This window comes from Maribacter sp. R77961, from assembly GCF_044594925.1.
GTDB lineage: Bacteria > Bacteroidota > Bacteroidia > Flavobacteriales > Flavobacteriaceae > Maribacter.
In genome coordinates, this window is the sequence record NZ_CP138991.1 from 859135 (window position 1) to 881113 (window position 21979).

Below are 21979 nucleotides of genomic sequence, written 5' to 3' on the forward strand. Positions count from 1 at the left end.
TTATACTTTTTATAAACAAATTTGTATTAGGTTTCAGGGTGCTAGGACTTCAAGAAGGGCAATATCCTTATCATTTTCCAGCACTACCTTGCCGTTTTTAACCATCACTTCAGTTTCGGAATAAGTATCATAAAGTTTAGTACCGTCTCCAAAAAAACCTTTCACCCAAAGCGACTTTTTCCCTTTAGGTAAATCTAAACCTATAACCACTTTATCTTTATAATCACCTTTCGTGTAGGTTCTGCTAAACACATAGGGTTTTTTGCCTAGTCTTTTATGCTTTCCAGCACCTACCGAGGGATGCGCATTTCTAAACTGCCCCAATTTTTGCCAGTGTGCTAGCGTCTGTTGTGTTTTTGGAATGCTGTCCAGTTCGTCCCAATTCATAAAGGAACGTAATGTGGCATCTCCCTGTGTGCTATCTATAACTAAATTCCTGGCCGTTTCATCGCCATAATATACCTGTGATGCACCTGGCGTAAGCAGTAAAACGTTGGCTGCGCGAATAGCATCCTTTCTTTCTTGGTCAAAAGGTTGCCCGTCATCGTGTGAGGTCAAATAATTTACAACACTCTTGTCTTTTAGCTTGGTGTGTAACAGTTTGTTGTATTTGGCGAAAATGGTTTCGTAGTCTTTAGCGGCGTCATATTTAAGCTCAAAATTGATCAGACTATGAAAACCGTTGCTGAAAAAATCTACCTTTTTATCACCAAAGTCAAATTTCCTACCTCCAGATATACCGTAATTATAGACTTCGCCCACCATATAAAAAGGATTGTCGTCCAGAATAGTATTCGGGTGTTTTCGTTTCCAAGTATCAAAAGCATAGGAAGCTTCCTTGTATAGTTCTCCCCACACATTTTCGTTAACATGTTTAACCGTGTCTACCCTAAACCCGTCTATACCGTATTCATGCACATAATCGGTTAACCATTTCATGATGTAGAAGCGTGGGGCTCTTGGGTAGCCCGTACGATCAAAGAATAACTGTAATTCATCTAGCTCAGCACTTAAGCGACCCTCATTTTTCCATTTGGCCAGAAGTGCATCGGGCAATTCTACTGCTTCATCCGAGAGTGTTTTTACATCCGGCAGGTTGTCCACCAAAGTGCAATTGGTAGTATTCTCATAAGTTGTAAATTCGCAAGTAGGGTCTGTTATAACCCATTCTTCAGGCCACACCGGGTCCTTGTCGGTAACAGGTCCTGTATGGTTAAGCACTACATCCATCAAAACGCGAATACCATTTTTATGGGCGGTTTCCACAAGTGCGCCTAAATCTTCTTTTGTACCAAAATTAGGATCTAAAGCGGTCCAATCCTTTGCCCAATAGCCGTGATAACCATAGGTGTTTCCAGTGTTTTCATCTGTATCGCCATGAATTTGTTCTATCACAGGGGTAAACCAAATGGCGTTGATGCCTAGTTTGGTAAAATAACCCTCATTTATTTTTTGTGTAATCCCTTGAATATCACCTCCCATAAACCCGCGTAGTTTGCCTGTAGGATTAGTTCTTTCAAAATTAATATCGTTTTCGGGATTTCCATTATTGAACCTATCGGTAAGTAGAAAGTAAATATTGGCGCCGTCCCAAACAAAAGGTATTGTTGGTTTCTTCATTGCAAGCGTGTCTGCCTTAACGGTCGATTTTTGTACAGCTTCTTTATTTTCCATTTGACATGAGGAAAGGAGCGCAAGAAAAGTCGTAGCAATAAGTAGGTATTTCATTTGCATTCTATTTTCCTTAAAACTATAAAATGCAGATGGAACAGAAAAATTTTATTTCTTACGATTTAGAACTTTGAACTCTTCATAACAGCTACTGATGGCATCTAAAATCTGTAGGTCATTAGCAGTAGTAATGAATGAATTAGAATAATTACAATTGTTCAGGATGTCCTGTATGTCCATTTTATCCAATTGTAGCAGTTCCATTAAGGTCTCGCGGTCAAATTTTGATGCTAATAAATCACGTATTCTATCATCTTCCTTTATTTGACGTAGTTTACGCATTTGATTCGGTTTTTTTCCAAAGAGATTCCGAAGCAAATCTGCCGGATTCAGTATTGCTCCCAGTACTTTAGTAACAGCACTTGGATTCTTATTACCACCCTCATAACCTACAGAAAGTCCAGAAATACTATATTGATAGGCATTATTAATGGGTAAATTCTTCACGTCTATTTCTAGGTAACCTGTGAGTTGGTAGGGACGAACGATAACTTCTTCTAGAGCATAAGCAAGTTCTGTCAAAGCAATTTTGGTATCCTTAAACTTGAACATGTCGTTGGTTATCCTAATTTTTTGGGATTTGTAACCTAGGAAGGAAAAATAAAGGGTATCATTTACTGCGGCAGTAATGGAAAACTCCCCTTTTTCGTTGGTAATAGTACCCAATACCTGATTCAAGTTCACCACATGAACGCTTTCCATGGGTTCATCTGTTTGCGCATTTACAACCAGAGCGTTTATGATATTGGTTTCGGGCTCATTTTGAGCATGTCCCCAAAAGCTGAATAAACAAAAAACAACCAGAATATATTTACCCATAAACCTTTGCTGTGAAAATTAAAAATACAAACAAAACAAAAAAATACGCCGAAGCGTATTTTTTAATATAGAATTAACTAAAAGAAATCACCTTTTCTTTTGTTGCTTCTTCTTTTCCCAGAGTTAGGACTAGAAGAATTTCGCCTTTCCCTTCCTTTGCTTCTAGATTTATCACCGCTTCTATTTCCGTCACGGTTTCCTCTGCCTTTGCCTTTATCCCTAAATCCGCCGCCTCCGCTTCTGCGTCTGCCACCTCCGCCACCTCCTGGGTTTTTGGAAACTTCTACGTTTACAAATCTACCGTCCACCTTAAATTCGGTAAAGGTGGATAAAATTTTATCGGTTACTTCTGCATCGGTATTGAAGAAAGAAAAACTGTCCTTTACATCTACTTTAAAAACATCTTCTCTACCAAGATTTACTGTATCTTTAATGAAGTCTTTAAGTGACATCCAATCATATCCGTCTTTTTCTCCAACATTTATAAAATAACGTACAGAGCCCGAGGTAGGTACAGTACCTCTGTTATTTCTGTCGCGGCCCCTTTCTCCAGAATCTGACGTGTTTAGGTCTTTCGACTTATTGTAGTAGTTATAAAAACGAGTAAATTCTACAGAAACAATTTTTTTGATAAGCTCCTCCCGATCAACATCTTTTAAGACATCGTTAATCGCAGGTAAGTAGCTTTCAACATCTTCGTTAATTTCGGTATCCTTAATTTTATTGGCTAAATGATAAAGTTGAATCTCACAAATCTCCATTCCCGTAGGAATTTTTTTAGCAATGAATTTTTGTTTTATTTTATTCTCAATAGCCTTTATTTTACGCATTTCGCTGCGCGTAACAATAACCATGGAAATACCGGATTTGCCTGCTCTTCCCGTTCTGCCACTACGGTGCGTATATGTTTCTATTTCGTCTGGTAATTGATAGTTGATTACATGTGTAATATCGTCCACATCAATACCTCTGGCCGCTACATCGGTAGCAACCAACATTTGTATTTGTTTTTTACGGAACGAGTTCATTACCAGATCGCGTTGATTTTGGCTCAAATCTCCGTGTAGAGCCCCAGCGTTATAACCATCTTCAATAAGTTTTTCCGCTACTCTTTGTGTATCTCTTTTGGTTCTACAAAAGACCACTGAAAAAATATCAGGATTGGTATCTGCTAATCTTTTTAGAGCAGGATACCTGTCCCTACCACCAACTACGTAGTATTCGTGTTGAACCGTTGAGGCACCCGAGTTTTTAGCCCCCACGGTAATTTCTTGTGGTGAATGCATAAATTTTTTGGCAATCATTGAAACCTCCTTTGGCATAGTAGCCGAAAAAAGCCAAGTGGATTTCTCGTCGGGTGTGTTAGAAAGAATATCCTTAATATCTTCAAAAAAGCCCATGTTCAGCATTTCATCTGCCTCGTCTAAAACACAATAATCTATTTTAGAAATATCGACCAATCTGCGATTGATCATATCTTTCATACGACCTGGAGTGGCTACTACTATTTGAGCTCCTCTTTTTATTTGTCTTGCCTGTTCTGTAATACTGGCTCCACCATAAATAGCGACTACATTAATATTTTTCTCGTATTTAGAATATAATTTAATTTCATTGGTAATCTGCAAACACAGTTCTCTAGTAGGGGATAGTATCAAACCTTGTGTTGTTCTGCTATTGGGGTCTATTTTTTGGATTAATGGAAAACCAAAGGCAGCGGTTTTACCGGTTCCTGTTTGTGCAAGTGCAACCAAATCGGTCTCACTTTCCAATAAAATTGGGATTGCTTTTTCCTGTACTTCGGAAGGTTTCTCAAAACCTAAATCCGAGACAGCGTCAATTAAGGACTTTTGCAGTCCTAGTGCTTCAAAATTTGTCATACTATTATAGTTCTTAATCGCAAATATGAATGTTGCATAGAGCGATTATCGAACATAACCTATTGACTCCGGGCAACACGTGCTATACCAGCGGCGTTTTATAAAGCGGCAAAGGTACTGCTAATTAGTGAGATGTTATAATTAGTATGAAAATTGGGGGTTAGGGAGCCGAACTGTAACCATATACAGACATGATAATTCCGATAATACCGCATACTATCATTAATACGATAAATCCTTTCTGCAATTTAGGGTTGTCGTAGATAATGATACATACGGCACCGAGAACAATACAGATTTGAAAGAAGAGCATGCCCAGGTCAAATTTTTTAGTAGCATCGTCATACTGTTCGGCAAGTTGTTCCCACTCCTTTACTCCTATAATAGCCCCTAGTTCACCGTCTAAGTCTTGCACCCAATTTTCTTTGGGTGTATTAGAAGAGCCTATTAAAATTTCGTTTTTTTCTTTTCCGTATTTAATAATTTGATTCTCAACTGATTGAATTTTAGTGTTTACGGACGCTATTTTTTCTTCCGGAATAATACCACTTGTAACTAATGTACTTAAATAATCTAATTCACTTTCTTTAAGACTTTCTTTGATACTTTTAGATTGGTACCAGCTAGAATAATTGACAACCCTGTTATGGGCAATCATCATTTCTTCTTCCAGCTCCCCGTTAACCATTTGCGAAATGGCCATTAATGCCGCAAAAAAGGCAATTAGGACTCCACCGATAGCTTCCGCTCTTTCTGAAGCTACGGAAACCTCAACGGTATCCATACTGTTTTTAGATTGTAGCATAATTTGTATTTAGGTAGTTAATGAGCTTCACTGTGGCTTTTCCTCGATGACTTATTTTATTCTTTATTTCTAATGGTAGTTCCGCAAAGGTTTTTTCATAACCATCTGGTTTAAAAATCGGGTCATAGCCAAAACCATCTTGGCCTTTTTTTTGCGTAAGTATTTCGCCGGTTACCGTTCCATCGAAGAAGAAGGTTTTACCTCCTAAGTTCAGTGCTATAACAGTTTTAAACCTAGCGGATCGGTCAGGTTTATTTTTTAAATTCTGAAGCAATTTATCCATATTGGCTTCTGCATTATTTTGTGGTCCTGCGTAGCGCGCAGAGAATACCCCTGGAGCATCGTTTAAGCTTTTGACTAAGAGGCCTGTATCATCTGCAAAGCAAGGTAGTCCATAATTTTTGGTCACATAATCGGCTTTTAATTTTGCATTACCTTTCAATGTGTTCTTAGTCTCAGGGATGGGTTCGTGACATTGAATATCCGTCAAAGACAGTAGTTGTATGTTGTCAGGAACTAAAGTTTGAATTTCCTTTAATTTGTTTTTATTGTGAGTGGCAAAAACCAGTTCCATACAGCGTAATTAATTCTTCGATTTTTAGATTTTGTCAAATTCAAAAATACTAATTTTATAAAATGGAGTTAAAACTACCCCCAGTTATCGTATTTTTCGTTTTTGGCCTGCTCATGTTCTTGTTGAACAAATTTTTGCCTTTTGGTTTTTTTGATTTCTTCGGACGCTTGCTAATGGTTAAAGTATTGGCAGGAATTGCCGTGGGTGTTTTAGCGATAGCCATATTTCAATTTTTTATAACAAAAACTACCGTTGATCCGGGGAATCCTGCAAAAGTAAGGCAATTGGTAACCAATGGTCTCTATAAATTTTCTAGAAACCCTATGTATTTGGCGATGTTATTAATGCTTCTGGCTTGGGGTTTAAAGTTGGGTAATGCTTTTAACGTTCTATTGGCTTCGGGATTTGTGTATTATATGAATCGATTTCAAATTATTCCAGAAGAGCAGATCCTAGGTAGGAAGTTTGGTAAGGAATACATGAAGTATGTTACAAAGACTAGGCGATGGTTTTAATACAGTTATGATTATTGAAAAAAGTAATATTGCTAAATATTAGCAAAAAAGCTTATTAATTAATATATTAGCGTTTTAGTTAATAATTATGATAGCAATTATTACAGGAGATATCATTAATTCAGAAAATTATCCATCTTCAGAATGGATTCCTATTTTGAAAAAATACCTTTCTCGTTTTGGTACTAGTCCAATGGTTTGGGAAATTTATCGTGGTGATGAATTTCAATTAAAGGTCAACAAGGAAAATGCTTTGTCCACCGCTATACAGATTAAAGCAATTTTAAAATCTATAAAAGGCTTAGATGTCCGTATGGGAATAGGGGTAGGTTTGGAAACCTTTATCGGTTCGGGTGTCAGTGAATCTAACGGCCCGGCATATCAACGTTCTGGTCGTAGATTTGATTCCCTTAAAGACAGCAAAGTAAACTTAAGTATTGCAACAGGAGATGAAAGTTATGATAAGACCGTAAACCTTATGTTAAAGCTCGGCTTGGATTTTATGGATAGTTGGAGTGCGGTCTCTGCGGAAATAGTAGCCATTGTTTTGGATAATTCAGAGGTATCCCAAAAGGAGTTGGCCCAAAATCTTGGAATTAAACAATCTGCCGTGAGTCAAAGACTTAAAAGGGCACGTATAGACTTGGTTTTAGAGCTATTAGCTTATTATGAAAACACATTTAAAACAGCCTAAGCTATGATCTTGTTCGTAAAATTACTCTTAGCACATTTAATTGGTGATTTTATGCTGCAGCCATTGAAATGGGTAATTCACAAAGAAGCGAATAAGGCAGGGTCTAAGTACCTATATCTTCATGTAATTATTCACTTTCTTTTATACATGTTGGTATTGTGGGATGCTTCACTTTGGTGGATGGCACTGATCATTGCCGGGAGTCATCTTATTATAGATATTTTAAAATTATATGTGACCCACTTTTTTAGGCATAAGAACATTCCTTTCTTTTTAGATCAGCTATTACATATTTTGGTTATCTATGCTTGCTGTTTTTATAAAGAACTGCCGGAACACACGATAAAACTTTTCCAAGACTTGGACTGGCCATTGATAGTAGCTATTGTATTCGTTACTTCTCCGTCGGCAATCATCATGGGTCGATTATTGGAGGGAATGTCCAATCAAATAGAAACGAACCATAAATCATTACCCAATGCAGGAAAATATATAGGCATCATAGAGCGCCTATTCGTACTGGTTTTTATAATTATAGGAAGATGGGAGGCCATAGGTTTGTTGATTACGGCAAAATCAGTGTTTCGGTTTAATGATTTAAAGGAAACCAATAACAGAAAGCTTACGGAGTACATCCTAATCGGGACACTGGTGAGTTTTGGTTTAGCAATTTTAACTGGCCTAATCTACACTATGTAAGTATGAAAAAACAGTATAGCTTTTGGTCTCTATTAGTATTCATTTCTGTTTTGATGTTTTCAAATGTTAGTGCACAAACCAACTATTTTACTTCTTTTGATGATGTAGATATAACGTATTCGGATGAAGGTTTTGGTAAGCCCATATTGCTTATCCATGGCTTTATTAATTCTAGAACTTCTTGGGATAAGACACAATTGAAAAGCGATCTTTTGAAAAAGGGTTACCGGGTCATTGTTCCTGATTTAAGAGGAAATGGCGATTCCGATAAACCACAAGCGGAAAAATCATACGCTAATGATGCCGAAGTAAAAGATTTAAAATTGCTGATGAGTCATCTTAACTCCAAAGAGTTTTATGCTATCGGCTATTCTCGAGGTAGTATTGTACTTGCAAAGTTATTGACAAAAGAACCCCGTATTAAGAAAGCTGTTCTAGGTGGTATGGGAATTAATTTTACAGACCCTAACTGGGATAGAAGAATTATGTTTATGGATGCGTTCAATGGAGTTGTAACAGAGGAAACGAAAGGAGCGGTAGCCTATGCCAAATCCATCGGAGCAGATTTGCGCTCTTTGCATTTGCAGCAAAAATACCAACCTGTAACTTCAATTGAAGAATTGAGAGCGGTAAAGACCAAGGTTTTGGTCATTGCTGGGGATGAAGATCTAGAAAATGGTAATCCAGAATTACTTCATAAAACTTTTAACAAAAGCAAATTCGTTGTTGTTCCTGGAAATCATAACGGCACCTATAAAACGGAGGCTTTTTCAAAAGCAATTCTGAGCTTTTTATAGAAAATATTATTTTGAATTTAGAGCGATGTAAATCGGTATTACACATCAGAAACCGTAAGAATCTACAAAATTCCTATCATTTTAATAGGTTTTGGTTATAGGGATAACTTTTGATAACATTCCTATACTTCGGGTTGAATAAATTTTTATTTTTACGGCTTGTTTTTATTCAAACTCAAAGAAGTAAGAAAGCACATTTAAAATGGTAGAAGCAGGAAGAAAATATGTTTTTGATTTCGATAGTACGTTAACTAGGGTAGAAGCCTTGGATGTGCTTGCGGAAATGACCCTACAGGGAAAATCTAACAAGGAAGAAGTCATCAACGAAATACAAAAGATCACCAACTTGGGAATAGATGGTGATATATCCTTTACGGAATCTTTAGAAAAGCGCATAAAGTTGCTGAATGCCAATAAATCCGACTTGAAGGGTTTGGTGGCAGAATTGCGTCAAAAGATATCTAAATCCATAGCTTCTAATAAAGAATTTTTTGAAAAATATGCAGATGATATTTATGTGATTTCGTGCGGATTCAAGGAGTTTATAGATCCCATTGTTAAGGAATATAATATTCCGTCAGATAGGGTATATGCCAATACTTTTAAATTTGATGAAGAAGGGAATATTGTTGGGTTTGACGAAGGTAATGTCCTTTCTCAACATAATGGTAAAATTGAGTGTCTTAAGCAGATGGATTTAGACGGTGAAGTGCAGGTTATAGGAGATGGTTATAGTGATTACGTTATGCGAGAAGCAGGAATAGCGGATAAATTTTTTGCTTACACTGAAAATGTTCATAGAGATAAAGCTGCGGACAATGCAGACCATGTAACCCCGAGTTTAGACGAGTTTTTATTTGTGAACGATTTGCCTAGAAACATATCTTACCCCAAGAATAGAATAAAAATTCTTTTGTTAGAGAATGTTCATACCGCTGCTTTTGAGAATCTTTCCGACGAAGGTTTTTCAGTAGAATTGGTTAAACATAGTTTGCCAGAAGAGGAACTTATAGAAAAAATAAAGGGCGTTCACGTTTTAGGTATTCGGTCAAAAACTCAAGTAACCCAAAAGGTTTTGGATGCTGCGGATAAATTATTGGTAGTAGGTGCATTTTGTATTGGTACTACACAAATAAACTTAGAGCATGCTAAGAATAGAGGGGTCGTGGTCTTCAACGCTCCATACAGTAATACTAGATCTGTAGTAGAACTCGCCATAGGGGAAATCATTATGTTAATGCGCAGTGTATTCGCTAGAAGCTCTGAAATCCATAACGGGCAATGGCAAAAGACCGCTGCCGGTTCTAGAGAAGTTCGTGGTAAAAATTTAGGGATAGTAGGCTACGGAAATATAGGTAAGCAATTATCGGTTTTGGCAGAGGCTATTGGTATGCGTGTTTATTATTATGATGTTGAGGACAGTTTAGCACTTGGTAACGCTAAAAAATGCAATACCCTAGAGGATTTGCTCAATATATCAGATGTGGTAACACTTCATATTGACGATAATCCTGCTAATAAAAACTTCATTGGTGAGCGAGAAATAAACCAAATGAAGAAAGGTGCCATGTTGGTAAATTTATCCCGAGGTTTTGTAGTGGATATCGATGCTTTGGTCGCTGCTCTAGAAAGTGGTCAAATAGGCGGAGCGGCTGTAGACGTATACCCAGAAGAACCTAGGAGCAATGGAGATTTCAAGACTAAACTTCAGGGCTTTTCAAATGTAATACTAACCCCTCATGTTGGTGGTAGTACAGAGGAAGCACAAAGGGATATTGCGGATTTCGTGCCAAATAAAATAATGGATTATATAAATTCTGGCAACACGGTAGATGCCGTTAATTTTCCTAATATTAGACTTCCTAAGCAAAATAAGGCACATCGTTTCTTGCATATACACAAGAATGTACCGGGAATCATGGCAAAAATCAATGAAGTACTGGCGAAATTCGAACTTAATATTTCCAGCCAGTATTTGTCTACCGATAGTGAAGTTGGTTATGTGATAACAGATTTGGATAAAGAGTACAACAAAGATGTTATTAAAGCTCTAAGAAAAGTAGAGAATACGATTAAGTTCAGAGTACTTTATTAGCATATTTCTCGGTAATAGCCATCAAATAGTGGTTGGTAAGTAGCTAAGTTCGTGACTTTCTAAATACAGCTACACTTTCTAGCCGTTGTGAAAAATAAGCTGTTTCGAAGTTGGGTTTGAATTTGGTTTTTTAACTCGTTTTTTCCTACTGATGGTGATATGGTTCGTTTTTTAAAATAGTAAACCCCCTGTATAGCTGTTCAACGATGAACAAACGTACCATTTGATGGGAAAAGGTCATTTTAGACAAACTTATTTTCCCCGATGCGGCCTTGTAAACGGAATCACTGAAACCATAAGGTCCTCCAATAGCAAAGACTAACTGTTTTAAACCGGAATTCATTTTTTTTTGTAAATACTGCGAAAATTCTAAAGAGTTAAATTGCTTGCCACCTTCATCTAAAAGAACAAGGGTATCCGTATTGGTCAGTTGTTTAAGGATTAATTCTCCTTCCTTTGCTTTCTGTTGTTGTTGGGAAAGGTTTTTGGTTTTTTTTAAATCAGGAATTACTTCTAGCTTAAAATTAATATAATGCCCTAAACGTTTTTCATAGATAGCAATAAGCTGTTGGAGTTGTGTGCTATCTGTTTTGCCTATGGCCAAGAGTTTTATAGTCATACACCAAAAGTAAATCAATTTCCCAAAATGGATTCGTATTTTAGCAGGTGACAATACGATTTTATGATTTCAGAAGAACAGTTTAATAGAGAGATTAAGGGTATAATTTCAAATGCAATAAGGGAAGATGTTGGTGACGGTGACCATAGTTCTTTAGCATGTATTCCTAAAAGCGCTACCGGTAGAGCAAAATTATTGGTAAAAGATGAAGGGATTATCGCAGGGATTGCTTTTGCCAAAGAAGTTTTCTCTTATGTAGATGAAGGTTTAGAAGTAGAAACCTTAATCAATGATGGTAGTAAAGTCACTCATGGAGATATTGCGTTCTATGTAAAGGGAAGTTCACAAAGTATTTTAAAGTCGGAAAGATTGGTGCTGAATGCAATGCAACGGATGAGTGCCATTGCTACCAAAACTAATTTCTTTGTCAACTTATTGGAAGGGACGGATACCAAAATACTAGATACCAGAAAAACTACTCCGGGCATACGAGCTTTAGAAAAATGGGCAGTGAAGATTGGGGGAGGAGAGAACCATAGATTCGCCCTTTATGATATGATTATGTTGAAGGACAATCACATCGATTTTGCTGGTGGTATAACAAAGGCCATAGAAAAGACACAGCATTATTTAAGAGATACGGGCAGGGATTTAAAGATAATTGTTGAAGCCAGAAACCTTCAAGAGATAAAAGAAATTTTAAAATCTGATGGTGTTTACCGTATACTTATCGACAACTTCAACTATGAAGATACACGCGAAGCAGTTAGGTTGATAGGAGGTAAATGCCTTACGGAATCCTCAGGAGGTATTAATGAAGAAACTATTCGTAATTATGCGGAGTGTGGTGTAGACTATATTTCTTCAGGGGCGTTGACACATTCGGTTTATAATATGGACTTAAGCCTTAAAGCAGTATAAATGTCTGTAGAGATTGAGGAAAAGCTTGATAAAATTCCTATAGTAAATTGGGTTGTTCGACTGTTAAAGACCGTAAAGCTTCCTGGTTTTGAGGGTTTGTCCATTTACGATCTCGCGGAGATGTATATCCTAGGAATTCTTGAGGGTACTTTATCTACCAGAGCTAGTGCCATTGCCTTTAGTTTATTCATGGCACTTTTTCCACTATTAATTTTCATGGTAACCTTGGTGCCTTTCCTAGTATCCTACGTAAGCCTTGAGAATAGTAATTTTGATGCCGAATTTCTGTCTTTTTTAGAGTCGTTCTTGCCATCCGCTACAGGAGAATATTTTGGAGAAATTTTTCAACAGATTAAAGATCAAAAAAGAGGAGGTTTACTATCGTCTTCTTTTATTATTTCTATCTTTTTAGTAGCAAATGGTGTAAACGCCATTTTTGGTGGGTTTGAAACCTCATACCATATCGAACTAACCCGTAATTTTTTTAGACAGTACCTGTTTGCCCTTATGGTAGGGCTTATTCTGGCTATTCTCATTATCGTTGGCTTCGTAGCTTTTATCTATTTTGAATTCTATGTATTGGGCTATTTGACAGAATTTGCTGCGAGACAAGGAGGCTATGTACTAGGGGAAGATGACATCATGGGCGTACAAATAGGGAAGGTATTGTTTTTTGTGGTCCTATCTTATTTTACAACTGCCATTTTGTACTATTTTGGAACTAGAGAAGGTAAGCAAGCTCGTTTTTTTTCAATAGGGGCCTTAATGACCACCATTCTATTTTTGGTAACTTCCTACCTGTTTGGAATATATGTAGAAAAATTTGCAAGATATAACGAACTATATGGTGCTTTGGGAGGTTTGTTGATTTTAATGGTTTACATCTGGTTAAATTCTAATATATTGCTACTTGGATTTGAGTTGAACGCCTCCTTGAATTCGCTAAGAAAAATTGCTAAAAAAGAAGAATGATGAATTTCGTTAAAGTTTTAATGATACTTTCTTTTGCTTGCTTCACTGTTACAGTTACAGGGCAGTCCGTCTTCGGAAAGTGGAAAACCATTGATGACCGCACAGGTAAACCAAAGGGAATTATCAATATATATGAGAAAAATGGCTTAATGTATGGCTTTGTAGAAGATATTTTGGAAAAAGGAAAAGAAAACGCTAAATGCATTAAGTGCGATGGAGAATTAAAGGATAAACCTGTCGTTGGTATGGAGATAATTACTGCTGCAAAAGAGAATGATGATGGTGAATGGAAGGGCAAGCGTTTATTTGATCCTGAACAGGCCATGACATTTCGTTGTAAAATCTGGCTGAACCCCGATAATCCTAATGAACTGAAGGTTAGGGGTTATCTTGCTTTTATTTATCGTACGCAAACTTGGTTACGTGTGGAGGGATAATACTTATGGCACATTTTATAGATGTAATTTTACCTATTCCGCTAGAAAAAACGTTTACGTATACCATATCTGAGGAAGAAGTATCCTTTGTAGAGATGGGTATGCGAGTTTCGGTCCCATTTGGTAAATCAAAAATATATACAGGAATTGTTGCAGCCGTGCATCAAACGGCCCCAGAAATATACGAGGCAAAGGAAATACATCAAATTCTAGATGATTACCCTATAGTTTCTCCTTTACAATTACAGCATTGGAAATGGATTGCTAGTTACTATATGTGTACGCTAGGAGAAGTTTTAAGAAGCGCACTTCCCAGTGCTTTTCTTTTGGAAAGTGAAACCTTGGTACTGCTGAACAAAGATGCTGAGGTAGATGAAAATACTTTAATGGATAATGAGTTTTTGGTGTATGAGGCTTTACAGCATCAATCTGTTCTAAAAGTACATGAGGTTTCTGCTATTACGGAACGCAAGAACGTAATGCCTATTTTACAACGTTTATTGGAAAAAAAAATCGTTCTTTTAAAGGAAGAAATTTATGAGCAATACAAGCCAAAACTGGTCAAATATATTCGACTTGGGCCAGCGTACAGAACCGATGAATCTTTAGAACTTTTACTAGAGTCCTTAAAACGGGCTCCAAAACAAAGTCAAGCGGTTTTAGCACTTTTTCAGCTTCAGGCTACCTCCAAGAAGCCAATAGCAAGTGTGGATTTGGAAAAGTCTAGTAATACTTCGGCGGCAGTGTTAAAGGCACTGGTAGATAAGGAAATACTTGAAACTTATTTTATAAGAAGGGACCGCGTAAATTTTGATGGTTCCAGCGATGATAGTAACGCTAAGGATTTAAACGAATATCAACTAGAAGCTCTAAATTCTATAAGAAAATCCTTCGATAATGAAAGGGTTGCCCTTCTTCACGGTGTAACCTCGTCCGGTAAAACCGAAGTATATGTAAAGTTGATAGCCGATTTGATGAAAGCCGATAAGCAAATCCTTTACTTACTTCCGGAAATTGCATTGACCACCCAACTCATTTCCCGATTACAAGAATATTTTGGTGAAAAAATAGCCATTTATCACTCAAAATATAATGTTCATGAAAGGATAGAGGTGTGGAACAATGTTTTGCATCAAAAGCCTAAGGCGCAACTGGTCATAGGAGCTAGATCGGCTTTATTTCTTCCTTTTAAAGCACTAGGACTCATTATAATTGATGAGGAGCATGAAAGTTCGTTCAAACAATTTGACCCTGCGCCACGATATCATGCCAGGGATGCAGCTATAGTTCTAGGTAATTTACATAAATCTAGAATTCTATTGGGCTCTGCGACTCCGAGTGTTGAAAGTTTTTACAACGTACAGCAAGGAAAGTACGGTTACGCTCAAATAAGTAGAAGGTTTGGGAATGTACTCATGCCAGATATGGAGTTAGTGGATATTAAAGAAGCACAACGAAAGAGGAGGCTAAAAGGACACTTTTCGGAACGGTTGCTACAAGAAATGTCAGAAGCATTGGAAATGGGGGAGCAAATCATACTTTTTCAAAACAGAAGAGGTTATGCACCCGTATTGGAATGCTTAACCTGTGGACATACTCCACAATGCCCTAATTGCGATGTTAGCCTTACGTATCATCAATACAAAAAGCAATTACGCTGTCATTATTGTAGTCACGCCACGGCAATTCCGGAGAGTTGTCTTGCCTGTGGAGGTTCGGATTTAGACACAAAAGGATTTGGAACGGAGCAAATTGAGGAAGAAGTGAGAAAACTATTTCCCGATGCTAAGGTTGGTCGTATGGATTTAGATACTACACGCGGCAAATATGCTTACGAGAAAATTATAACCGCCTTTGAACAACAAGAAATGGAGATTTTAATCGGAACCCAAATGATCACAAAGGGTTTGGATTTTCGGAATGTAAGCCTTGTTGGGGTAATGAATGCGGATGCCCTTCTTAACTTTCCTGACTATCGCGCGCATGAACGAACGTTTCAATTACTTACTCAAGTATCCGGTAGGGCAGGGCGGACCAAAAAAAGAGGGAAAGTAATTATCCAGACCTATAATCCTTACCATCAAATTTTGAAGCAGGTATCCACTGGTGATTATGATGGTATGTTTCAAGAACAATTGTATGAAAGAGAGCAGTATAAATACCCACCGACCAATAGAATTATAAAAATCACCTTAAAACATAAAAATTACAATGTTTTAAACGAAGCTGCAGAATGGTTTAGTAGCGCGTTAAAGAACGTGTTGAGGGCTACGGTCTTGGGGCCAGAATATCCGCCTGTATCTCGTATACGAAATCAGTATCTAAAAAACATATTGATAAAAATAGATAAGAACGAGTCGCTCGGAACTTCCAAGAGAAATATAAGAAGAATAGAAAAGTCTTTTAAAGCAATTTCATCATACCGCAGTGTACGTGTTATTTACAATGTAGACCATATATAAAAAAACCGCCTGAAAAGGCGGTTTTTTTAAAGTAAAATTATATCATAAATATCTTTATACGTTGCTAAGCGCTTCTGCTAATTCAGTTTTCTTATTTCTACTTAAAGGAATAGATCTACCGCTAACTTCTACGTTTTTACTATTAAATTTCTCAACTTTTTCTAAATTCACAATATAGGATTTGTGAATTCTTAAAAATTTCTCCTCTGGTAATTGTTTTTCAAAGGATTTCATTGTTGATAAAATTACGATATTCGCCTCATCTGTAACTAGTTTAATATAGTCACCAAGAGCTTCAATCCACTTAATATCGTTTAAAATAACCTTTCTTTTCTTAAGATTACTCTTCACGAAAATATGTTCTTCGTCTTCCGTTACCCTGTTCAATTGCTCGTACTTGGCAACAGCTCTTTTAACGGACGCATCAAAACGTGCCATAGTAATCGGTTTATGTAAATAATCCGTTACATCGTAATCAAAAGCTTTAAGGGCGTAATCAGGTTTTCCGGTAATCAAAATTACCTGAGGACTGTTATCTAGGGACTCCAGTAGGTCAAATCCTGTGATAATGGGCATCTCAACATCAAGAAAGATAAGATCTATCTCATTGTTTTTGATACCGTTTTTTGCCTCGATTGCATTGCTGTATTCAGCTACCATCGCTAAGTTGGGATGGTTGTTAACCAATTTTGCAACGGCCATCCTTTGCATGGATGAATCGTCGACGATAATACTTCTTAATTTCATAAGGGCTGATTTGTGGGGTTAAATCATCGACAAATTACCGAAAAACAACGCTGAACTGCAACAAAAGATGTAAACAATGCATTGTTAATTGTGTAATCGGCGATAACCATGGGTTTTAAGATTTGGTTTATTAATTTTAATATTGCTTCTTCCTATAACGAAGAATTTTCCCTTTTCTTATATTTATTTTAAAATAATACCTATTTTTGCACTCCTTAAAACAAAATATAATTATGAACCATTACGAAACTGTTTTCATTTTGAATCCCGTGCTTTCTGATGATCAGATTGCGGAAACAGTTAAGAAATTTGAAGATTTCTTAATTAAGAATGGAGCCAAAATGGTCGCCAAAGAGAATTGGGGACTGAAAAAATTGGCCTATCCTATCCAAAACAAAAAAAGTGGTTTTTACCACTTGTTCGAATTTACTAACTCTGGTGAGGTGGTTACGCCTTACGAGCAGGAGTTTAGAAGAGATGAACGTGTTATGCGATTTTTGACCGTTAAACTGGACAAGCACGCCGTAGCATGGGCAGAAAAAAGGAGAACAAGAAACAAAACAACTAAAGCTTAAGTATTATGTCTACATTACAACAACAAGCGAAAGGTAAAAAGGATGGGGAGATTAGGTATCTAACTCCATTGAACATTGAAACCAATACAAAAAAGAAATACTGTCGTTTTAAAAAATCAGGCATCAAGTATGTTGATTATAAAGATGCAGATTTCTTAATGAAGTTGGTAAACGAACAAGGTAAATTGTTACCTAGAAGACTTACAGGAACTTCCTTGAAGTATCAAAGAAAAGTAGCCCAGGCTGTAAAAAGAGCACGTCATTTGGCTTTAATGCCTTACGTTGGTGATTTATTAAAATAAAAGAAAAGGAATCATGGAGCTTATATTAAAGGAAGACGTAGAAAATTTAGGTTTTAAAGACGATTTGGTAACGGTAAAAAACGGATATGGTAGAAATTACCTTATTCCTCAAGGATTGGCTGCAATGGCCACCGTTTCCGCTAAAAAGGTCTTGGCCGAGAATTTAAAGCAAAGAGCGCACAAAGAGAAAAAAGTTGTAGACGCCGCTAATAAAACTGCTGATGCATTAAAAGCATTAGAATTGAAGATTTCCGCTAAAACAGGAGCTGGGGACAAATTGTTCGGGTCTGTTACTACAATAGATTTAGCTGCTGCTTTAGACAAGGAAGGTCATGCAATAGATAAAAAGTTCATCAGTATTCAAGGTGGTTCTGTTAAAAGAACTGGCCCTTATAATGCACAGATTAGACTACATAGAGAGGTCGTGTTAGATTTTCCATTTGAAGTAGTTGCAGAAAAAAAGTAATTCTTACTAATTTGAATACATAAGCCTTTCAGTTTTCTGAAGGGCTTATTTGTTTATTCGATAGTCGAGATTTTAATGCTCCGACCTATGGGTCGAAAATAAACTTGATTTTTATTTCAATGCCTCTCGGGCTTGCCCCGAGATAGTTTTACTACTATGAAGTATATTAGACTTACAAAAGAACAATTAGAAGAGTTGAACCAAGAGTTCATCAACTTTTTGGCTACCCAGTCGATAACTGGAGAAGAATGGGCAAAAATTAAAAAGGAGACCCCTAAGGTTGCGGAGGATGAACTAGATGTTTTTAGCGACTTAATATGGGAGGGTGTTCTGACCAAGGTGAATTACCTAGAGAATATATCCGCACAGCAAATGCATCTCTTTCATTTGGCGGAGAAAGAAATGAAACTAATTGCGGTCAAAGTAATGAATCCAGAAATTGATTTGACCACTAAAGTGGGCTTTGAGTGGTTCAAGAAAAATTGGCAGTCCGATTTTGTGGATTATATGACTGCTGCCAAGGCCTATACGGAAGATAAGAACTCAGATAAATTTCAACTCATACGCCAAGGCGCGGTAATCACAAAGGGCGATTTATACCAGTGGTTTGAATCAATGATGGAAGTTTCCTAGCGTAGAACTATATTTGCAACAGAATTTTATTTCATGGCACAAAAACCAGCTATACCCAAAGGAACTAGAGATTTTACTCCTATAGAAGTCAGCAAACGCGACTATATTTTTGACATTGTCAAAAAACATTTTCAAACATTTGGGTACCAACCTATAGAAACCCCATCATTTGAAAATTCTGATACCTTATTGGGTAAGTATGGTGAAGAAGGAGACCGACTGATTTTTAAAATATTAAATTCAGGTGATTTTATAAGCAAGGTGGATGATGTAACCTATAGTTCTAAAAAATCTAGCTCGTTAGTACCAAAAATAACCGAAAAAGCTCTGCGTTATGATTTGACAGTACCTTTCGCACGTTATGTGGTAATGCATCAAAATGAATTGAACTTCCCTTTTAAAAGGTATCAAATACAACCCGTATGGAGGGCGGATAGACCACAAAAGGGAAGGTTTAGGGAATTTTTTCAGTGTGATGCTGATGTAGTAGGTTCTGATTCCTTGTTACAGGAAGTGGAGCTCGTTCAATTGTACGATACCGTTTTTACCGATTTAAATTTAAATGGGGTAACCATTAAAATGAACAATCGTAAAATTTTATCGGGCATTGCCGAAGTAATAGGTGCAAAACAGCAACTGATAGATTTCACGGTAGCTCTTGACAAATTAGATAAAATTGGAGAAGAAGGAGTAAAGAAGGAAATGTTGAGTAAAGGCATTTCTGAGGGAGCTATTGAAAAGGCGACTCCTTTATTTTCTTTACAAGGAAGTAATGCCGAACAATTGGAAAGTTTATCGGAATTACTTAAAGACTCTGAAGAAGGTAGTAAAGGCGTTGAAGAATTACGATTTATATTTGAAGCTATTGCCGAGTTAGGGCTGCAATCTGCCCAACTCACCATAGATGTTACTCTGGCCAGAGGACTTAATTATTATACCGGCGCTATTTTTGAAGTCGCAGCACCGGAAGGCGTTGCTATGGGCTCCATAGGCGGCGGTGGACGTTATGATGACCTTACAGGTATCTTTGGATTAAAAGATGTAAGTGGTGTTGGAATATCATTTGGCTTGGACCGTATATATCTGGTTCTAGAAGAATTGCACCTTTTTCCAGAAGCAATTGACCAATCTCTGGATCTACTCTGTTTAAATTTTGGAGAAAAAGAAAGCTTGGCTGCGCTTAAGCTCACTACAGTTTTAAGAAAAGCAGGTTTAAAAGCGGACCTATATCCGACGAATGCTAAAATTCAAAAACAATTTAAGTACGCCAATAATCGTAAGGTTCCCTATGTAATACTGTTAGGTGAGCAAGAGCTGAACAATCAGTCTTTTGTGGTTAAGCACATGGTAAGCGGAGAACAGAAAACCTATACCTTAAAAGAGGTTCAAAGTTTTATCGATAGTCTATAGTTTTGTTCTAATAGATTTGACTATTTCATGAAAATAGGAGGTTTTGTGAGGAACATATTTTTTCAGTCTTATATTATTTTCAGTTTCTTCTTGAAATTTATCAATGAAAATAAGATCTAAAGCCGCTACTTCGCTATCCTGTTTTTTTAGTTGCTTTAAAGGTGACTGAAGTTCACAAATAAAAGTATGGTGAAATTCGGAGTCAATAAGGTCCTCATGATGTTCATGGACAGATTTAAAAACACCAATTTTTTCTAATTCTTTCTCCTTAATATCTAAACCAATTTCTTCTGCTATTTCCCTAATCGCTGCAAGCTTAATTTCTTCACCAGCACCAATATGTCCTGCAACTGAAACATCCCAAAGCAATGGGTGTATAACCTTATTTTTTCCTCGCTTTTGTATAAGAATCTCTCCGTCTTTTGTGTAAAGCCAAATATGTACGGTAGCATGAAAAAGTCCCATGCGATGCGCATAGGACTTTAATTCAATTTCACCTGTGTTATTCCCTTGGGAATCTAAAATGGTTATTAATTCATCCATAACTTACTAAAATTCTGTCTCTAAAAAAGGATTTAGGAGCTAACTATTAGTCAAAATAACTAAACGTTTCTCCCTCTTTAATGTTTAACAGTGTTTCATAAATCAGGCGGATTACATTTTCCACATCATCTTTATGTACGGTTTCAACGGTGGTATGCATATATCTTAAGGGTAAAGAAATCAAAGCAGAAGCTACGCCACCATTACTGTATGCAAATGCATCCGTATCTGTCCCTGTAGACCTTGAAGCCGCCATACGTTGAAAAGGAATTTTATTCTTTTCCGCGGTATCTATTATGCGTTCCCTGAGTTTGTTTTGTACTGCTGGAGCATAAGAAATTACAGGCCCTGCACCAATTTCGGTATGCCCTTGTACTTTTTTATCAATCAATGGGGTCGTGGTATCATGACACACATCCGTAACAATGGCGATATTCGGTTTAATAGTTTGTGTAATCATTTCCGCACCTCTGAGACCAATTTCTTCCTGCACCGAATTGGTAATATAAAGCCCAAAAGGAAGTTTTTTCTTGTTTTCATGAAGCAAACGTGCCACTTCGGCAATCATAAAACCTCCGGCACGGTTATCTATAGCTCTACAGACGAATTTATCTTTATTCAATACATGAAACTCATCTGGGTAGGTAATAACGCACCCTACATGAACTCCCATTTTTTCTACTTCTTCCTTGTCTTTTGCACCTATGTCAATAAAAATATTGTCTAATTTGGGTGGTTCTTCTTTACCACTCTTTCTTGTATGTATGGCTGGCCATCCAAAAACACCTTTTACAATTCCGTTCTTGGTGTGGATATTTACCCATTTAGAGGGCGCTATTTGATGGTCACTACCACCATTACGGATAACATAGAGCAATCCGTTATCGGTAATGTAATTTACATACCAGGATATTTCATCAGAATGCCCTTCGATGACCACTTTAAATTCTGCATCAGGGTTTATCACTCCAACTGCAGAACCGTACGTATCGGTAATAAAAGTATCCACGTAAGGTTTTAGATAATTCATCCATAATTTTTGCCCCTCCCACTCATATCCCGTAGGGGAAGCATTGTTCAAGTATTTTTCAAAAAATTCCAGGGACTTTTTTGTAATAATATCTTTTTTGGCCATATATTATTTGTTTACTCGATAATCGAGATTAAAATGTCTCAAGGATTACCTTGGAACAATAAGTTGTTTTCCTTTCTAATACCTATTGGATATTCAACAAAGGAATCTATAATACAAACTTAGCAATATTCGATTGTTTTTGATACTA

General features: G+C 36.9%; 23 protein-coding genes. 14 read left to right on the forward strand and 9 right to left on the reverse strand.

From position 1 onward, the window contains the following. Positions 1–33: 33 nt before the first annotated feature. From SJY09_RS03600 to SJY09_RS03620, 5 genes are all read right to left on the reverse strand, one after another. Positions 34–1728, reverse strand: coding sequence for an alpha-amylase family glycosyl hydrolase (locus SJY09_RS03600; RefSeq protein ID WP_396637591.1), 1695 nt, complete (start codon positions 1726–1728; stop codon positions 34–36). Between the two features lie 51 nt (positions 1729–1779). Further along, on the reverse strand, positions 1780–2550 hold the full coding sequence (locus SJY09_RS03605; RefSeq protein ID WP_396637592.1) for a carboxypeptidase-like regulatory domain-containing protein: 771 nt from the start codon (positions 2548–2550) through the stop codon (positions 1780–1782). Positions 2551–2627: 77 nt separating this feature from the next. Beyond that, positions 2628–4430 carry a DEAD/DEAH box helicase gene (locus SJY09_RS03610; protein ID WP_396637593.1) on the reverse strand — a complete coding sequence of 601 codons (1803 nt, stop codon included), beginning with the start codon at positions 4428–4430 and terminating at the stop codon, positions 2628–2630. Positions 4431–4590: 160 nt separating this feature from the next. Then, positions 4591–5235, reverse strand: coding sequence for a DUF4337 domain-containing protein (locus tag SJY09_RS03615; protein ID WP_396637594.1), 645 nt, complete (start codon positions 5233–5235; stop codon positions 4591–4593). Then, on the reverse strand, positions 5222–5809 hold the full coding sequence (locus SJY09_RS03620) for a non-canonical purine NTP diphosphatase (RefSeq protein WP_396637595.1): 588 nt from the start codon (positions 5807–5809) through the stop codon (positions 5222–5224). Before SJY09_RS03620 ends, SJY09_RS03615 begins: the two co-directional genes overlap by 14 nt. A gap of 62 nt (positions 5810–5871) precedes the next feature. Between SJY09_RS03620 and SJY09_RS03625 the strand changes: the two genes are divergently transcribed. The 5 genes from SJY09_RS03625 to serA all read left to right on the forward strand — a co-directional run bounded on the left by SJY09_RS03625 (position 5872) and on the right by serA (position 10609). Beyond that, complete coding sequence (locus tag SJY09_RS03625; protein WP_396637596.1) at positions 5872–6324, forward strand: methyltransferase family protein; 453 nt, start codon at positions 5872–5874, stop codon at positions 6322–6324. An 88-nt stretch (positions 6325–6412) separates the two neighbouring features. Then, on the forward strand, positions 6413–7018 hold the full coding sequence (locus SJY09_RS03630) for a SatD family protein (RefSeq protein ID WP_396637597.1): 606 nt from the start codon (positions 6413–6415) through the stop codon (positions 7016–7018). Positions 7019–7021: 3 nt separating this feature from the next. Continuing rightward, entirely contained in the window at positions 7022–7717 is a 696-nt protein-coding gene (locus SJY09_RS03635) for a DUF3307 domain-containing protein (RefSeq protein ID WP_396637598.1), read from the forward strand. 2 nt (positions 7718–7719) lie between these two features. Continuing rightward, the gene (locus SJY09_RS03640) at positions 7720–8514 is read left to right on the forward strand and encodes an alpha/beta fold hydrolase (protein ID WP_396637599.1); all 795 of its coding nucleotides are present in this window, start codon (positions 7720–7722) and stop codon (positions 8512–8514) included. Positions 8515–8716: 202 nt separating this feature from the next. Further along, positions 8717–10609: a phosphoglycerate dehydrogenase gene (serA, locus tag SJY09_RS03645; protein WP_396637600.1), complete on the forward strand. Its 1893-nt coding sequence runs from the start codon at positions 8717–8719 to the stop codon at positions 10607–10609. Positions 10610–10754: 145 nt separating this feature from the next. On the opposite strand, the gene rlmH is transcribed toward serA, so the two are convergent. Beyond that, on the reverse strand, positions 10755–11228 hold the full coding sequence (gene rlmH / locus SJY09_RS03650; RefSeq protein ID WP_396637601.1) for a 23S rRNA (pseudouridine(1915)-N(3))-methyltransferase RlmH: 474 nt from the start codon (positions 11226–11228) through the stop codon (positions 10755–10757). Between the two features lie 63 nt (positions 11229–11291). Here rlmH and nadC point away from each other — a divergent pair, with 63 nt between their 5' ends. From nadC to priA, 4 genes are read left to right on the forward strand one after another with little or no spacing between them, the layout of a single operon-like run. Continuing rightward, complete coding sequence (nadC, locus tag SJY09_RS03655) at positions 11292–12149, forward strand: carboxylating nicotinate-nucleotide diphosphorylase (RefSeq protein WP_396637602.1); 858 nt, start codon at positions 11292–11294, stop codon at positions 12147–12149. After that, positions 12150–13121 (forward strand): YihY/virulence factor BrkB family protein, encoded by a 972-nt coding sequence (locus SJY09_RS03660; RefSeq protein ID WP_396637603.1) that lies wholly within the window; start codon positions 12150–12152, stop codon positions 13119–13121. After that, positions 13118–13558: a DUF2147 domain-containing protein gene (locus SJY09_RS03665; RefSeq protein WP_396637604.1), complete on the forward strand. Its 441-nt coding sequence runs from the start codon at positions 13118–13120 to the stop codon at positions 13556–13558. Before SJY09_RS03660 ends, SJY09_RS03665 begins: the two co-directional genes overlap by 4 nt. Positions 13559–13563: 5 nt before the next feature. Then, positions 13564–16020: a primosomal protein N' gene (gene priA / locus SJY09_RS03670; protein ID WP_396637605.1), complete on the forward strand. Its 2457-nt coding sequence runs from the start codon at positions 13564–13566 to the stop codon at positions 16018–16020. A 54-nt stretch (positions 16021–16074) separates the two neighbouring features. On the opposite strand, the gene SJY09_RS03675 is transcribed toward priA, so the two are convergent. Next, on the reverse strand, positions 16075–16767 hold the full coding sequence (locus SJY09_RS03675; RefSeq protein WP_099574919.1) for a LytTR family DNA-binding domain-containing protein: 693 nt from the start codon (positions 16765–16767) through the stop codon (positions 16075–16077). 233 nt (positions 16768–17000) lie between these two features. Between SJY09_RS03675 and rpsF the strand changes: the two genes are divergently transcribed. The 5 genes from rpsF (at position 17001) to hisS (ending at position 20153) form a co-directional block, all read left to right on the forward strand. Then, positions 17001–17342, forward strand: coding sequence for a 30S ribosomal protein S6 (rpsF, locus tag SJY09_RS03680; protein WP_396637606.1), 342 nt, complete (start codon positions 17001–17003; stop codon positions 17340–17342). Positions 17343–17347: 5 nt separating this feature from the next. After that, on the forward strand, positions 17348–17644 hold the full coding sequence (rpsR, locus tag SJY09_RS03685) for a 30S ribosomal protein S18 (RefSeq protein WP_047245121.1): 297 nt from the start codon (positions 17348–17350) through the stop codon (positions 17642–17644). A gap of 13 nt (positions 17645–17657) precedes the next feature. After that, positions 17658–18110 carry a 50S ribosomal protein L9 gene (gene rplI / locus SJY09_RS03690; protein WP_396637607.1) on the forward strand — a complete coding sequence of 151 codons (453 nt, stop codon included), beginning with the start codon at positions 17658–17660 and terminating at the stop codon, positions 18108–18110. Positions 18111–18266: 156 nt separating this feature from the next. Then, a complete protein-coding gene (locus SJY09_RS03695) occupies positions 18267–18743 on the forward strand; it encodes a DUF6495 family protein (protein ID WP_396637608.1) in 477 nt (158 codons plus the stop codon). A gap of 33 nt (positions 18744–18776) precedes the next feature. Next, positions 18777–20153 carry a histidine--tRNA ligase gene (hisS, locus tag SJY09_RS03700; RefSeq protein ID WP_396637609.1) on the forward strand — a complete coding sequence of 459 codons (1377 nt, stop codon included), beginning with the start codon at positions 18777–18779 and terminating at the stop codon, positions 20151–20153. On the opposite strand, the gene SJY09_RS03705 is transcribed toward hisS, so the two are convergent. Both SJY09_RS03705 and SJY09_RS03710 read right to left on the reverse strand, forming a co-directional pair. Further along, positions 20148–20696, reverse strand: a complete 549-nt coding sequence (locus SJY09_RS03705) for an NUDIX domain-containing protein (protein WP_396637610.1) — start codon at positions 20694–20696, stop codon at positions 20148–20150. The two genes, hisS and SJY09_RS03705, sit on opposite strands and share 6 nt — an antisense overlap. A 46-nt stretch (positions 20697–20742) precedes the next feature. Continuing rightward, positions 20743–21831, reverse strand: a complete 1089-nt coding sequence (locus tag SJY09_RS03710; RefSeq protein ID WP_396637611.1) for a M42 family metallopeptidase — start codon at positions 21829–21831, stop codon at positions 20743–20745. Positions 21832–21979 lie beyond the last annotated feature (148 nt).